General features: G+C 66.8%; 11 protein-coding genes. 6 read left to right on the forward strand and 5 right to left on the reverse strand.

From position 1 onward, the window contains the following. Positions 1-51: 51 nt before the first annotated feature. From E1J50_RS02550 to E1J50_RS02560, 3 genes are all read right to left on the reverse strand, one after another. Positions 52-873 (reverse strand): class I SAM-dependent methyltransferase, encoded by an 822-nt coding sequence (locus tag E1J50_RS02550; RefSeq protein WP_132250095.1) that lies wholly within the window; start codon positions 871-873, stop codon positions 52-54. A gap of 47 nt (positions 874-920) precedes the next feature. Next, a complete protein-coding gene (locus E1J50_RS02555; RefSeq protein WP_132250097.1) occupies positions 921-2,144 on the reverse strand; it encodes a glycosyltransferase family protein in 1,224 nt (407 codons plus the stop codon). A 633-nt stretch (positions 2,145-2,777) separates the two neighbouring features. Continuing rightward, positions 2,778-3,545 (reverse strand): class I SAM-dependent methyltransferase, encoded by a 768-nt coding sequence (locus E1J50_RS02560; protein WP_132250099.1) that lies wholly within the window; start codon positions 3,543-3,545, stop codon positions 2,778-2,780. Between the two features lie 1,189 nt (positions 3,546-4,734). Here E1J50_RS02560 and E1J50_RS02565 point away from each other — a divergent pair. Then, positions 4,735-5,571, forward strand: a complete 837-nt coding sequence (locus E1J50_RS02565) for an outer membrane protein (RefSeq protein ID WP_132250101.1) — start codon at positions 4,735-4,737, stop codon at positions 5,569-5,571. Positions 5,572-6,029: 458 nt separating this feature from the next. On the opposite strand, the gene E1J50_RS02570 is transcribed toward E1J50_RS02565, so the two are convergent. Then, positions 6,030-7,988: an AI-2E family transporter gene (locus E1J50_RS02570; protein WP_132250103.1), complete on the reverse strand. Its 1,959-nt coding sequence runs from the start codon at positions 7,986-7,988 to the stop codon at positions 6,030-6,032. Between the two features lie 314 nt (positions 7,989-8,302). On the opposite strand from E1J50_RS02570, the gene E1J50_RS02575 reads away from it, so the two are divergent. Beyond that, entirely contained in the window at positions 8,303-8,683 is a 381-nt protein-coding gene (locus E1J50_RS02575; protein ID WP_132250105.1) for a response regulator, read from the forward strand. A gap of 28 nt (positions 8,684-8,711) precedes the next feature. On the opposite strand, the gene E1J50_RS02580 is transcribed toward E1J50_RS02575, so the two are convergent. Next, positions 8,712-9,722, reverse strand: a complete 1,011-nt coding sequence (locus tag E1J50_RS02580; RefSeq protein WP_245516395.1) for a CorA family divalent cation transporter — start codon at positions 9,720-9,722, stop codon at positions 8,712-8,714. Between the two features lie 329 nt (positions 9,723-10,051). On the opposite strand from E1J50_RS02580, the gene E1J50_RS02585 reads away from it, so the two are divergent. The 4 genes from E1J50_RS02585 to E1J50_RS27750 all read left to right on the forward strand — a co-directional run. Continuing rightward, a complete protein-coding gene (locus E1J50_RS02585) occupies positions 10,052-10,975 on the forward strand; it encodes a DUF6328 family protein (protein WP_132250107.1) in 924 nt (307 codons plus the stop codon). Between the two features lie 286 nt (positions 10,976-11,261). After that, positions 11,262-12,713: a carbohydrate porin gene (locus tag E1J50_RS02590; RefSeq protein ID WP_245516397.1), complete on the forward strand. Its 1,452-nt coding sequence runs from the start codon at positions 11,262-11,264 to the stop codon at positions 12,711-12,713. Positions 12,714-12,948: 235 nt separating this feature from the next. Continuing rightward, complete coding sequence (locus E1J50_RS02595) at positions 12,949-14,568, forward strand: methyl-accepting chemotaxis protein (RefSeq protein ID WP_132250111.1); 1,620 nt, start codon at positions 12,949-12,951, stop codon at positions 14,566-14,568. A gap of 392 nt (positions 14,569-14,960) precedes the next feature. After that, the coding region (locus E1J50_RS27750; RefSeq protein ID WP_207919133.1) for a hypothetical protein at positions 14,961-15,176 on the forward strand (216 nt) is incomplete at its 3' end.

Here is a 15,176-nt window from a genome sequence, read left to right on the forward strand (position 1 = left end):
GTCACCGAGACGCGGAACGACAGCCCGCGCCGTCCGCCGCGGCGGGCGCGCTTATCTTTGCGCGCAGAGGACGAACACGCCTGTATTCTCCGTCAGGAACCCGTGCGTCACGGAGGCCACGAAGCGCATGTGCGCGTCGCTGAACCCGGCCGATCGAGCCCGTTGAAGGATGTCCCAACCGGGAGTTTCGAAAACGAGCGACCCGCCGCCGGGATCGACCGGGTTTCCATGCCGTTCCGGTTCCTTGATGTGAACGATCGCTCCATCGACAATCCTGGCGCGGAGATCGCCCTCCTCACTCATGAACCGGAATGGATGCGTCCCCACATGCCAGCCTCCTGGTTTGAGCACGCGGGCAATCTCGCGCAGACCTGCGTCAAGGTCGGGAATATGCTCCAGCACTTCGTTCGTCGTGACGAGGTCGAAGCTCTCCGACGGCAAGGACAGGGCCGTCAGGTCTTCGTGCTGGATCGGAAACAAGGCGCGCCTCGCTTCCTCGTTCAAGGCGTATTCGGATCCGAGAAAGCGCGGGAACAGCCCGCGCAGTCGCAGAGCGAATGCCGTTACGGCCTCTGTCGCAAAAATGCGGACATCGTGCCTCGGACGATGACCGAACTTTTCATCAATCAGCGCGAGAACGGACCGCATGCGTGCGTTGATCCCATGCGCGACAAGACCTTCGCGGACATTCGTCCCACCCACCTGTATCTCGTGAGCGGACATCCGCCACCCCGTCAGCGGCTCGACGAGGCCAGCATCGGCGATCTGATCGACCATTCTCTTCGCATGGTCGGCCCTGAAAACATACGGGTTCGACGTCGCCCAAGCTATCCACTCTTCCAGGGAGTAGAATTTCTGGTCAATCTCAAACACGCTGTAGGAGCTCCCTTAAAGCGTCTGGTCGAGCCGGCAACGCAGCATCAGATCACTATGAAAGAACCGAATCCCTTTCCCGAGAGTGGCCAGATCGATACGCTGAGCCCGCATCGGATCTCGCTTGGCATAGGAGCCATGTCGGGAAGTAGAATTTCGATCTCATTTCCCTCCAGTTTTGTCTCGAGATCTAATGTCGATTCGAAGGGCGCTTCAGCATTGATATAATGCAGCTTGGAGCGGGCCATACTTAATTGATCCGCGGTTCTCAATCGGAATTCTTTGTCTTTTAGAAGACTTAGGCGGCCATCTTCTCGCGATATATTGAAAAAGATCGGGGAACCAGCGAGAAATATCTGCTCGCCCGCGCGAGCCTGTTCATTAAGTTCAAACGATGAAGCCAAGTGATTTTCGTACAGATGGGCGAAAGACGCCTCTTGTTCCGTTGAAAGAGGCGACTTCCGAATGACATTCCCCAATATGCTAAAATGCCCATTTGCGACAGCTCCTCGCGCGAGAGCCGAGGAAAAGTGTCTCGGGGAAATGTACTCGAAGATCTCGCGAAAATCCGCGATGGGCTTGCCACTCAGTCCCTCCACCCATGGGAAGCCGTTCGCCCGCACCCAATTCATCGAATAGAAGGCCGCTCGCTGACTCGCTCCCGTCGCAGTCCGCCACGTTGAAAGGTGGGCGTTGAAAGCCACCGGTTCCGGGTAGAAAGTTACCCCGCCCTTCACGCCCTTCGGCAGCGTATCGGCGGTCAAAACGAGCCATAGATATTGCAGATGCTCTTCCGGTCTCAACTGGCGAGCGTCAAATATGAGCGGCTGCTTCCCAAACCCGCTTACTTGGTCCTGTGCATGGACATAGCCGGGGCTGTCGTAGAGCGGCATCTCCATCTCGCCGATCGCCTGCCCGCTCGAAAGATACGCATCAAAAGCCTTCTCGTTGAAAAATAGTATCTCGTCTGCGTCTACACGAAAAACGTAATCGGTCTGACACGCGGCGTAACCGGCGATTCGCTTTTCAGGCTCATTCGCCCAGCACCGGTTGATAAATCGAGCCGGAATGCCGGATGTCTCAATGATTTCATAAAGCGCCGGGTCCGAACGGAGCGGATCCTTTCCGACTGCCTGCAGATAGGGGACCATCCACTCATAGGCCCCATCCACCACGACCAGCTCTTGGATGCGCCCCTTCATCGAAGCGAGTGCTGGCCCAAGAAGATCCCAATCATTGTAGATGCTCAGATACGCGCTGAAGGATGTCATGATTCAAGGTCCCTCAAGCCGATGCATCGTTGAAAACGTGCGGCTCAGCGCGCCACGTCGGGCCTGATCTTTGTGGATCAGTCGAAACAAGCTCACGAGTGGCCTCCAACAGAGGATCGACGCATTCATCCCCTGCCGAACTGGGATGAACCGTCGTCGAGTCGGTGGCTGGCGCAAGCGAACGCTCACGACGAGGTCGGTCCATCCCCTTTTCCGGACGGCAATGGCTCGCGAGACGGCACTTCCGTTAGACATCAATTCCTTTGACAAGGCTCTAACATCGGCGAGCGTGACGGGACAAGGCGGGGACTGAAGATTCCGGCTCACGTCATCGGCACCAGTCCTGCCCCCCCGCACCGCCCTCTCCATAGCCCGTTCGTACAGCCCATTTGCCAATCCGTGGCGCTTCAGCGTCTCGTAAATCCGCGGTCGCCCCGAAGAGACCGAACATCGACAAGGCCGGCCCAGTGCAGATGCACTTCACGCCTCGCTCACGCCCAGACCTGTAAAGCGGGTGCCGAACGTCGCCGTCTTCGGGCACGCGCTCCAAAGACTGCCGGGTTTCAGCCCATGCGAACGCAGGATGCGCACGACCAGCTGGATTTTGTACGATTGATGATACTAGATCAGCAACTATAGCGTCTTTGTTAGGATGACGTACTGAGCCCAGCCTACGGCGCACCAGATTGCGAATGTGCCGGAGATCTTGTCACTTGCTTCTCTCGCTTGGTCCCGCATCCAGCCTGCTGCGTAGGGAAGAACAATACGCCCGGCAAATTCCGGCTGCAGCCCAGATGTGCCAGAGATATCGATGATGTCCTGCGCTGTCCATGTCTGCACATGCGTGTGATCATCGAAAAAATTCGTTGTGAAAGCAGGAATTCCGTGTTCGGCAAAGAATGATGAAGAGGGCATTCTTTTCGAGAATTCATGCGGCCATTCCAGATACATGCGACCGCCCGGCTTCATGCAGGACGCCGCCCAGCCAATGAATCCAGACGGATCCGAAAGATGCTCGATGAAATGAGACGCCACGACGGCGTCGAATTCGACACCGTTGAAGGGACGAGGCGTTGTTTCGAAGTCGGAAATGGAAACTTGCTCGTAATTCGCGGCAAGCGGAATCGGATCCAATGACGTTCCGTAAAACTTAAGATCTGATCGAGCCACCGACGGCCAGACTTTATAGATCGAGAGCGAGCCCTCGCCCGCTCCCATATCCAGCAAACAGGCGTCCGGAGGAGCGTTCTTCACGAACGTCGACCGCGGCGACACCGTGTGGAAATAGGCGTCGAATTCATCTTTTTGAGTGTTTGGACGGATCTTGTGCGTGCACCAGCGGGTTAATTGCTCGCGCAGATCTGCATCGGACAGATCATCGAATGGTCCGAAAATATCCAACAGGCGCCCTCTCTCAGGATTGGTGTCGTTCCGGTTTCAGCGTGCCCTGAGGTCGCAATCGATCATCTGCGGCCCTCGTGGTGACACGGCTTCGGAAAGACGTGGCCTTCTGATCAGGCGGCCCCTACCATTGATCGTATTCGGGCGTCTCTGCAAACTCATGTGATCAGAGCTTGGTCATGGCGAGCTTGGTCATGGCGAGGTTGAGCTCAGCGAGGCCGCCGGCGGCCCGCGTCTCGGAGCGGATGGCGACGTCGCGTGAGTTGTCCGATCGATCGCACGACATCGCCGAGCGCCCCGGCAGGCGCCTTCGTCGTCTTCCCATTTCGCATCACGATGGTCGTCGGCCCTGCCCCCGCGGCCGAAGGGCGTCCGCATGTTGTACGGTCTCGCGAAACGGGGCATCGCAGCAGCCGAGCTTGGCGCTCCATGATCGCGACCGTCGCGCAGGTTTGAGTGTGGATTCGAGAGACGAGGCGGCCTCGCCGGCCTGTCGCGGCCGCTGCCGACACTCTGGGCCACCCTGCGCGGCTGCAGCCGGGACGAGCGACGCGGCGAATTCCAGGCCTACACCCTGACGGTGCTATGCGGGGCTCTCCTGTGGCACGCCGCGTCCGGGCTGCTGAACCCGGATCTCGTTCGGCTTGCCGCCCTGGCGCTGCCGGGAACGATGATCGGGGCTTGGCTCGGCGCGCGCCGATCGCCCGGTGAGCGACCGGCGCTTCCACGAATTCGTCCTGGCCCTCCCCGGTCTCTCCGGGCTGATGCTCGTCTGGTCCAGGCTCTGACCGCCGCCCGCTAGTGTCAGGCGAGGCATCCGCCGCACGGTGCGGTCAATCCGGCGCCCCGCGGCGCGTACGACACCTCGCCCCGCCACGAAATTGCGCCTGCAAAGGATTTGTCGATCTGGCCCATGAACAATCGAGCGGCAGTGATATATTGCAATAGTCGTCTCTCACATTCGCGCCACATTTCCGCGAGACCGCCCTGCGCTCTTGCTTCCAGTTCCAGACCGACATGCTCCAGAAATCTTCTGATACAGAGTGTGAGACGCATGTGCGCCAGAGCACGTCTGTGTCTGTGCTTTCCCCTGTCGTCGTGCGAGGTGTTGCGAACTTGCACTAGCGCCGCGGCCCGCAGTGCCGGCATGTCCGCCTCGTCGAGCCCCGCGATGGGGCATGAGGATCCGATGATCAAAACGCTTCTTCTCGCCGGTACCGCCGCCGTCCTGCTGACCGGCGCTGCCTCGGCCGCCGACCTGCCCCGCCGCGCGGCCCCCCCGCCGGTGTTCACGCCGGTTCCGGTCTTCACCTGGACGGGCTTCTACGCCGGCTTCAACGCCGGCTACGCGTTCGACGTGGGCAACAGCACCGCCAACACCTTCGTGGTGCCCAATCAGTTCACGACTGCGCCCGGCACGACGGCGACCTTCCGGCAGTCCAGCCAGGATGGTTTCACGGGCGGTGGCCAGATCGGCTACAACTTCCAGTTCACGCCGGGCTCGGGCGTGGTGGTCGGCATCGAGGCCGACGCCCAGTATCTCGATTTCGGCCGCAACCGCACGAGCCCGATCTTCGTCGGCGGGACGGCGGCCCCCGGCTTCACGGTGGTCGATCCCCGCGGCCTGTCGAGCCTCGACTTCTTCGGTACCGTGCGCGGCCGCCTCGGCTACGCCTTCGACCGCGTCCTGTTCTACGGCACCGGCGGTTTCGCTTACGGCGCCGGTAGCGCCGATCGCAGCTTCGGCGGCTTCCGCGGCAACGACAACTTCCGCACCGGCTGGGCCGTGGGCGGCGGCGTCGAGTACGCGCTGCCGACCGACTCGTTCCTGAACTTCTTCAAGTCGTCGGCCGTCACGCTGAAGGTCGAAGGTCTGTACGTGAACCTCGACCGCGGCACCCGCAACCAGGGCGCCCTCGTGGTCGATGCAGGCAGCAACGTGGTCGCGACGAGCGCGATCGGCCGCCGCGACGACGAGTTCGCGGTCGTGCGCGCGGGCCTGAACTACAAGTTTGGCACCTATTGAGCCTGAGGCCGACAGGAGGTTTGGCCTAAGCATCACCAGCCCGATCAGACTGGCCGCTTAGTCAAACGGCGCCCCGGGAGAGATCCCGGGGCGCTTTTTTCGTCTGGCGGTGTGATCACGCGCGAAAGGCGGGACGAAGTCCCGCCTCCATGTGCGCGATCGCGCTAGACTCTATGATCTCGTCCAGTCCGACGGCGACGTTTTACCATCGGACCGTCCGTGACGCTGCATCGCTTCACCTCCGAGGTTCGTTGCGCGGCGGAGTAAAAACTCCGTACGGGAAACGGGTAATTCTGCAGCCGGGTTCCGAGTGCGAGAGATTTTCTTCGTCGATACTTCTTAGTGCCAAGGCTATCAATGCCAAGTCTGTCTCGGCCTTCGCTGTCGGACATCACGGGGCGGCCGGGATCCCAGCCTGTGCGCGACGGTGCAAGGGTGCGATTTGGCCGGCTCCGGCCTCACGCCGCCGCCGCGGGCTCGCCCGAGGCCGCGCGGGCGGTCTTCAGGCACGCCTCCACGCCGTCCCGCAGCGAGGACACGTAAGTGTCCGCCCCGAGTTCCCGGCCGAGCGCCGCATCCGTCAGAACCCGCTCGCCCACGGGCCAGAGGCCGACCAGGATCGGGATGTCGGGGCCGCGCCGGCGCAGGCGCTCCAGGAGGTAGCGCAGATGCGCGGGGCTTCCGGTGATGTCGAGATACGAGATGCAGATCATCGCGACGCCCGACAGGTCGAGCTCCCGGACGCGACCGCGCGCGACGGATTCGTGCGGCGCCACGCGGGCGCCGAGCCCGTGCTTGCGCAGGAGCTGCGCCAGGATGGTCGAGGCCGCCTCGTCGAGGGGGCCGCGGCCGGCGATGCAGAGGATCGGGGCCTCGGAACGCCAAGCCGGCGGGCGCTGGTCGAGGGGCGGCGCCTGGCCGGGGACGGCCTCGTTCTTCGGGTGCGTGCGCTCGGCGAGCGTCGGCACATCCGCCGGGCTGCCGCCCTTCGGATCGGGCGCGGGCTCGACATCCGGCCGGCCCTCGAAATCCTCGACGAGGTTCTGGCAGGAGGTCTTGATGTTCTCCAGCTGCGCGGGCGTGACGACGCCGCGGGCGAAATCGTTGGCCGCCAGCTGCAGGCCCTTGAGCGCCACCTCGTCGTAGTACGAGGACAGCGAGCGCTCCTTGAGCATCGCCTCGCCGATGTCGCGCGCCTCGTCCGGGTCGCCGGCGAGCATGCGCTGGTAGAAGTTCTCCACCGGCGTCAGGGGCGGCCGGTCGCCCAGCATCACGTCGAAGAATTCCAGGCTCTCGACGTGGCGCCCGAGCACCACGAGGCAGACGGTGAAGGGCGTGGCCAGGATCAGGCCGACCGGCCCCCAGAGGAAGCCCCAGAACAGCGTGGAGACGATGACCGCGAACGGCGACAGCCCTGTCGAGTGACCGTAGAGCAGCGGCTCGATGACTTGCCCGAACAGGGGCTCGGCGATGAGGAACAGGGCGGCCGTCCAGATCGCCATCGACCAGCCCGGATCGACGGCCGCGGCCAGGGCGACCGGGATGAGGCCGGAGATGAAGGCGCCGATATAGGGCACGAAGCGCATGAGGGCGGAGAACACGCCCCAGAGGATCGGGCTCGGCACGCCGATGAACCACAGGCCAACGCCGATCAGCACGCCGAAGGCGGCGTTCATGCCGAGCTGGGCCAGAAAATATGTGCCGAGGCGGCTCGCCGCATCGTCCATGGCCACCGTGGTGCGGTGCAGGTCGCTCGATCCGAACAGCCGGATGAGGCGGTTGCGGAGGTCCTCGCGCTGCATGAGCAGGAACACGACGACGACGAGCACGATGCCGATGGTGGTCAGGGGCTCGACGATGGGGCCGAGGACGTTGTGCGCGAGCGTCAGGGGCGACGGGTCCGGCTCCTGGACGCGGACGAGCTGCGCCTTCGGCGTCTCGCCGCCGGCGGGCGAGGCGGACGTCGTGCCCGAGGCCGACGCCTTCTGCGACGCGTCGTGCACCTGATGGTTGATCCGCTGCAGCAGCGCGTTGGCGCGCCCGAGGAAGCCCTCCTGCAGGCTTGCGGCCTTTGTCTGCACCGTGGCCTGGTACTGCGGCAGGTTGCTGGCAAGGCTCGCCACCTGCGTTCCGAGAACGGCGCCGATGCCGAGGATGATGCCGAGCGCCAGCAGCACGGCGACGATGACCGAGGGCACCCGCCCGAGATGAATCCGGCGCAGGAAGCTGACGACGGGCGCGAGGACGAAGCTCAGGAGGATGGCGAGCACGAGGGGGATGAAGACCTCGCGGCCGAAATAGAGGGCCGCGATGACCACGACGCCGACCGCGAGCGTCAGCAGCCCGCGCAGTCCCGGGGTCACGGGCGGGGGGACCTGTGCGGGCTGGCGCGGTGCGGGTATGTCGCTGACGGCCATGGAGAACTCCGGCTGGAACGCGTGACCGGCCCTGGCGGCCGTCACCCTTCAACGCCGATCGCCGGGTTTGGGTCATGGCGCAGGGTGGATCTCGGCGGGAGCAATCGGGAGCCCCCTGCCGCGGGGCTGCGGCCGGCCCGCATCGGGTGGACCGATGATCCGTGCGGCGGATCTCGCCCGGCCCTTCGCGGCCCGGCCGAGGGGGCTCCGGCGCGAAAGCCCTGCGGCCGAGCTGAAACCAAACATGGGTTAGAGGCTTGAACCTGTCCGGCCCTACCCGCCCCGCCCGACGCTCCAACGCCCGAGCCCGCCCGATGCCCGCGTTCGCTCCACTGCCCCAGCCTGCCCACGTCCTCCTCGTCGAGGACGAAACTCTCATCCGCATGATGGCGGCCGACGTGCTGGAGGAGGCCGGTTTCACGGTGACCGAGGCGGCGACCGCCGACGCGGCCTGGTCGATCCTGAACCTGCGGCCCGACGATATCGGCGTCCTGTTCACCGACGTCGACATGCCGGGCTCGATGGACGGCGTGACCCTGGTCGAGCGCGTGGCGGCGTCCTGGCCGCATATCCGCCTCGTGGTGACCTCCGGCCGCCACCCGCTGGCGGACCGAGACCTGCCGGATAACGGCCGCTTCCTGGGAAAGCCCTACCATCCGTCCGAACTGATGGGAGCGATCGACCGGGCCGCCTGAGCGCGTCCGGGGCGGGCGGCGTCCGCCGCTAGCCGCGCGGCGGCCGGATGCCGAGGGCGCGGATGATGGCGTAGGTCGTCGCCGCCGAGAGGAGGCACAGCCCGATGACGAACGGAAAGCCGCGCGGGTCGTCGGCGAAGGGCAGGCCCTTCACGTTCATGCCGAACAGCCCCGTCAGGAAGGTGGGCGGCAGGAACAGCGCCGAGAGGACGGAGAGCACGTAGAGCTGACGGTTGCTCTCCTCCGCCACGCGGGCGGCCACCTCCTCCTGCAGCAGGCGGGCGCGCTCGGCCAGCGCGTTCACGTCCCGGTCCAGGGCATCGAGGCGCTGCGCCAGCCGCGCCGCCGTGGCGACGGTCGGGCCGTGCAGGCGCTCGGCCGCATCGTCCTCCTCCAGCCGCCGGAACACGGCGGCGAGCCCGAGGAGCTGCCGGTGCAGGCGCACGGCGCTGCGGCGGATCGGGCCGAGGCGCCGCCTGTCGTCGCGCACGCGCCCGTCGAGCACCCGGTCCTCGATCCCGTCGACCTCGTCCGAGAGGCGCTGGCCCGTCGCCGCCATGGACGCGACCACGTAGCCGACCATCGTCTCGAGGAGCAGCACCGGCGAGGCGATCGGCTGCCCCTTCTCGGCGCTCGCGCGGGTGGCGTCCGGGCTCTCGGCCGGCCCCCTGCGGCCGCTCACGAGCGAGCGCGGGCCCATGACGAAGTGCAGGCGGCCCGCTTCATCCGGCTTGGCCCCGGGTCGGGCGAGATCGGCGACCACGCCGCCGACATGCCCGTCCTCGACGGTGACACGCTGGTGCTCGTCGGGCCGGAACACGGCTTCGGCGAGCGCCCGAGGCCCGACGCGGCCCGCATCGATGAGCGGGGCGAGGTTCGCCGTCTTGAGGTCGACGTGGAGCCACAGGAAGCCGCTGCCGAAGGCGTCGAGGTCCGGGAGCCCCTCGTCGGGTTCGAGGAGGCGGCCGCATCCCTTCTCGTCGAAGGCCATCGCCCAGAGCAGGCCGGGCAGCGCGGCGGCTCGGATCGCAGGGGTCATGGGCCGGCCCCCGGCCGGCGCGCCGGGCTCAATCCGTGGCGACGGCCACCAGGGAGAAGGCGGATGCGATGGCGAGGTTGCCGGCGATCAGGAGGGTGAGAAGGGTCATCATCGGTTTCCAGGGGATCGGGCACCCTCAACGCGCGCGGCCGCACTTCTGTTGCCAAGGTTTCGGCCAAGGTTTCGGCCAAGGGTTCGGCCAAGGTTTCGGCGAAGGTTTCGGCCAAGGTTTTACGGAACCGAGCTTTTACGGGCCGCACGTCCCGCGGAACCCGGCGGCGAGGCTCCCCGTTGCGGGTCGGCCTCCCGCTGCGAGGTCGGTGTCGCCGATGTCCCTGTCGAAGAAGGTGAAGGTCGCTCTCGACGAGACGCGCATCCTGATCCTCGGCTCGCAGGTCCTGCTGGGCTTCCAGTTCCAGGGTGCCTTCCGCCCGGCCTTCGAGACGCTGCCGCTTCGCGACCGCCTCGTCTGGGCCGCGGCGCTCGGCCTGATCACCCTCGCCATCGCCCTCCTGATCGCGCCCTCGGTCGAGCACCGGATGGTGGAGGGAGGCCAGGACACCAAGCGGCTGCTCGGCGTGATCGGGCGCTATGCCGGGCTCTCGCTGGCGCCCTTCGCCCTGGCCCTCGGGGCCGACCTGTATCTCGCCGCCGAGCCGGTGCTGGGCTTCTTCCCCGGCGCGGCCGTCGGCCTCCTCGTCTGCGGCCTCGCCCTCCTGTTCTGGTACGGGCTGGCGGCCCTGAAGGCCCGGAATGTCGGACAAGGCGCGCGTACCATGACAGCCCGCGAACCCGAGCATACCCCCACCTCCCTGGAGACCAAGATCGAGCAGATGCTGACGGAAGCGCGCGTGATGCTGCCCGGCGCCCAGGCGTTGCTCGGCTTCCAGCTCGTCATCACCTTCTCGGAGGCCTTCGGGACCCTGTCCCTCACCGGGAGGATCGTGCACCTGATCGCACTCGGCTTCCTCGCCCTGACCGTGATCTGGCTGATGGCGCCGGCCGCCTATCATCGCATCGTCTACGCGGGAGAGGACACGCCGGAGCTTCACGCCCTCGGCACCCGCTTCCTGCTCGCCGTCAGCGTGACCCTGGCGCTCGGCATCTCGGCCGACCTCGGCGTCGTGGTGGCGAAGGTCGTCGCGTCCGACGGGGCCGGGTTCTTCGCGGCCCTCGCCTGCCTCGCCGTCCTCGTCGGGCTCTGGTACGTGCACCCGGCCCTGCTGCGGCGGAGGCGGGACAGGGCCGCGTGAGGGGGCCCGGCCCCGCGCCTCCGCTCGGACGGGGACGCGGCATTGGTGCCCCGACCGCCCCATCTTTTCGGCTCGCCGCGGGTGGAGGCTGCCGAGCCTCCACCTTGACGCCCTCGCCGCCATGCGGAACGCTCGTGCGCGGCCGAGGTCCGCTCCGGCCCCGGGCGGCCTGTCACGCTCCCCGCGCGGTTGCAGCAAGCCAGCGGAGACACGGTTGAGTTCAGCGGCCCTTGCCGTCGAGACCCCCGGCCTGCCGAGCCGATGCGTCCCGCGCATCCGGTCCGCGATCCTCTGCGCGGTCGCGGTCGCGGGCTCGTCGCTCCTCGCGGCATCCGCCGCGGCGCAGCAACTCGCCCTGCCGCCCTTCCGCGGCGCGGGCGGGGATCCGCGCACGGCCATCGCCCAGCCGGAGACCACGAGCCAGGCGTCGGGCGGATATGTCAGCTCGGTCGAGCCCTCGCTCGGCCCCCTCGGCGACCCGCTCGGGATCCGGCCCGTCCTGAAGCAACGGGGCATCGAGTACAGCCTGACCTACGTAGCCGACGTGCTCGGCAATCCCGTCGGCGGCATGCGGCAGGGCGCCATCGTCGAGGACCGCCTGAACCTGCGGCTGAATCTCGATCTCGGGAAGCTCGTCGGCTGGGACGGAGGCACGGTCCACGCCAACGCCTACTTCATCCACGGCACCGGTCTGTCGCGCTACTATGTCGGCAACCTGCTGACCACGAGCGTGATCGAGGCGCTCCCGTCGACCCGGCTCTACGTGCTCTGGTTCGATCAGAAGCTCTTCGACGGAAAGGTCGCGATCCGGGGCGGCCAGCTCGCCGCCGACACCGAGTTCATCGTCAGCCAGACCGCGACCCTGTTCATGAACTCCACCTTCGGCTGGCCCGCCATCACCGGGCTCAACCTGCCGAGCGGCGGACCGGCCTACCCGCTCGCGACGCCCGCGATCCGCGCCAAGATCACGCCGGACGACAAGTTCTCCTTGCAGGTCGGGCTGTTCAACGGCGATCCGGCCGGGGCCAACCGGCCGGGCCCCGATCCCGATCCGCAGCGCCTCGACCGGACGGGCACGAATTTCCGCACCCACGACCCGGCCCTGCTGATCGGCGAGGTGGCCTACGCCTACAACACGGACAACAACCTCGAGACGCTGCCGGGGACCGTCACGTTCGGTGGCTGGCAGAATTTCGGGCACTTCGAGGATCTCCGCCTCGATACGGGGGGACGCCCCCTGGCAGACCCGTCCTCGACGGGCGTCGCGCGGCGCCTGCGCGGGAATGCCGGCCTCTACGGCATCCTCGACCAGACGATCTACCGGGAGCCCGGCAAGGAGGACGAAGGCATCAGCGCCTTCGTGCGAGCCTCGCTCTCGCCGACCCGCAGCAGCCTGATCGACTATTACCTCGATGGCGGCCTGGCCTTCCGCGGTTTGATCGAGGGGCGCGACAGCGACACGTTCGGCGTGAGCGTCGGCTACGCGCATATCGGCCGGCAGGCGCGGCGCGCGGACCGGGATGCCATCCTCTTCAGCGGGGTCGCGATGCCGGTCCGCAAGGCGGAGACGGTCTTGGAGGCGACCTACCAAGCGGTCGTGGTCCCCGGCTTCACGGTGCAGCCGGACGTCCAGTACATCATCCACCCGGGCGCCGGCGTCGCCAATCCCTACGATCCGGCCGGCCGGCGCATCCGGAACGCGGCCGTGATCGGGGTCCGGGCGACCGTGCAATATTGAGGCGCGAGACGCCCCGCGGCGCTGAGCCGGCTACTCATCCGGGCGCGGGGCGCGCCGCGAGGATTCCGATTTGCCTGTGATGCCGGCCACCCGCTAAAGCGCGGCACCGACGCGTTCGCGTCGCCGCACGGGCCTGGTCGCCCGTGCAGCATTCCCGGATCTCGATCCACCTGACGGCGCAGCGCCGACCCAGCCGGTCGGCGCCGTCCCCAGGCCCGAGCAGAAGAGGCCATGCATGCGCAGTTCGTTCGGCCTCAACCGCTCGCTCGGCGGCGCCATCGGGACCATCGCCCTGGTCACGCTTCTCAGCAGCGGCGCGGTGCTCGTCACGCTCAACCAGTTGCACGACGCCACCGAGGCGCGCGGCCGCTCCAGCCAGATCATCCGCACGCTGGGCGAATTCCGCGCCGCCATGGTCAATCAGGAGACGGGGCTGCGCGGCTACCTGATCACCGGGCGCACGAGCAGCCTGGAGCCCTATCAGTCGGGGCGGCCGGCGCTGGATGTGGCGATCACCCGTCTCGGCACCCTGATCGGCAGCGACGCCGAGGCCTCGCGCCTGCTCGCCGACGCCGTCTCGGCGGCCCGCACGTGGCAGTCGGACATCGCCGAGCCGGCCATCCGGCGCGCGGCGGATCCGGCGACCCGGTCGGAGGCCGTCCGGATCGAGGCGGACGGATCGGGCAAGCAGCTGTTCGACACCTTCCGCCAGAAGCTCGGGACCATCGAGGCGGTGGAAGAGGGCAACCGTGTCGCGCAGAACGAGCGGCTCGAGGGTGCGCAGCGCAATGCGAACCTCGCGCTCTGGCTGGGCACCCTGATCACGCTCCTGATCTGCGCCGGGATCGGGCTGGCCATCAACCGCCTGATCGTCCGGCCGCTCCTGCGCGTGATGGCCTTCGTCGAGAGGATCGGCTCGGGCGACCTGTCCCAGACCCTCGAGGCGCGCGGCCACGACGAGATCGGCCGGCTCGGGCGCAGCCTCAACGGCATGGTGGCCGGGCTCGCCGACCTCGCCCGCACCAACCGCGCCGCCACCGCCGACCTGAACGCCGCCGCCGCCGATATCCGTGCCTCCGCCCAGGAGCAGGCAGCCTCCGTCGAGGAGCAGTTCGCCGCCGTCCAGGAGACCGCCGCCACCGTCGACGAGATCGCGCATTCGGGCGTTCAGGTCACCAAGCGCGCGAGCGAGGTCATCGCCACCGCCCAGGCCACCGCCCAGACCGCGCGCGCCGGATTGCGGGCTGCGACGGATACGGCCCGGGCGATGGACGCGATCCGCGAGCAGGCCGAGGCGGTGGCCGGCAACATCGTGGCGCTCTCCGAGAAGACGCAGACGATCGGCGAGATCGTCGCCAACGTCGACGACATCTCGGAGCGCACGCACCTCCTGGCGCTCAACGCCGCCATCGAGGCGGCCGCCGCCGGCGAGAGCGGGCGCAGCTTCGCCGTCGTCGCCGCCGAGATGAAGCTTCTGGCCGACCAGGCCAAGGCCGCGACCGTTCAGGTCCGCGCGATCCTCGGCGAGATCCAGCGGGGCATCAACACCTCGGTGATGCTGACCGAGGAGGCGGTGAAGCGGGCGGCCACCGGCAAGTCGCGCTCCGACACGACCCAGCGCACCATCGAGGAGATGGCTGCCCGCGTGGAGGAGAACGCCCAGACCTTCCAGCAGATCGTGGCCTCCACCAACCAGCAGCAGCTCGGCATCGAGCAGGTGACGGGCGCGCTGCAGAACATCCGGCAGGCGAGCCAGCAGACGGCTGCGGGCACGCGCGAGGTGGAGGCGGCCTCGGCCAACCTCACCGAGCTCGCCCAGGCCCTGATCGCGCTCGCCGAGCGCTACCGGCTCTGAGGCCCGCGGCGAGCGGGCTCCCGCCGGGCAATCTGCCCGCGCGCGCCCGCTTCCGCTCGGGCGCGTCGCGCGAAGCGCCCGCGGTCAGGCCCCGCGGTGACCGCTGCGGCACGACGGCCTTCGTCCCAAGATCCTGATCCCGGATTCGCGGCCAGCGTTTTCGCCCGCGTCATCCAAGTGAAGGATGCCGGCAGCGGTCAGTCGTGCCACCTACGGTCTGCTGCAATGGCCCTGGCGCGCGTCGAAATCGGCAACCTCGAATTCTTTACGGTCGACGCTTGACACGTATAAATTGCATGTATCTAACTGTGAGTTGCACGGACGTCCTGCACAAAAACACCTGAAAGCTGCAGATTGCGGTCTGCAAAGATCAAGATCTATGGAGATGTGCAGTGGTTGCAATCACGCGCGGAACGTCCGCATCGGAGACCTTTAATCCTGCGTCGCAAGAAGGATCGAATCCTTTCGGAGAAGACTCGTCTCTGGTCTACGGCAACGGAGGCAACGATCGGTTCTTCGTCCTCGGGACTCAGAACGATCTGAACCGTGTCGACATCGTCGCCGGCAGCGGAAACGACACGACGGAGGCGACCTTAGGTGCCGGCAAC

This window comes from Methylobacterium segetis (genome assembly GCF_004348265.1).
GTDB lineage: Bacteria > Pseudomonadota > Alphaproteobacteria > Rhizobiales > Beijerinckiaceae > Methylobacterium > Methylobacterium segetis.

Excerpts from the sequence above, each read along its gene's own strand:
- E1J50_RS02555 (WP_132250097.1), bottom strand. The coding sequence starts at position 2,144 with ATGACATCCTTCAGCGCGTATCTGAGCATCTACAATGATTGGGATCTT.
- E1J50_RS02565 (WP_132250101.1), top strand. The coding sequence starts at position 4,735 with ATGATCAAAACGCTTCTTCTCGCCGGTACCGCCGCCGTCCTGCTGACC.
- E1J50_RS02570 (WP_132250103.1), bottom strand. The coding sequence starts at position 7,988 with ATGGCCGTCAGCGACATACCCGCACCGCGCCAGCCCGCACAGGTCCCC.
- E1J50_RS02575 (WP_132250105.1), top strand. The coding sequence starts at position 8,303 with ATGCCCGCGTTCGCTCCACTGCCCCAGCCTGCCCACGTCCTCCTCGTC.
- E1J50_RS02580 (WP_245516395.1), bottom strand. The coding sequence starts at position 9,722 with ATGACCCCTGCGATCCGAGCCGCCGCGCTGCCCGGCCTGCTCTGGGCG.
- E1J50_RS02585 (WP_132250107.1), top strand. The coding sequence starts at position 10,052 with ATGTCCCTGTCGAAGAAGGTGAAGGTCGCTCTCGACGAGACGCGCATC.
- E1J50_RS02595 (WP_132250111.1), top strand. The coding sequence starts at position 12,949 with ATGCGCAGTTCGTTCGGCCTCAACCGCTCGCTCGGCGGCGCCATCGGG.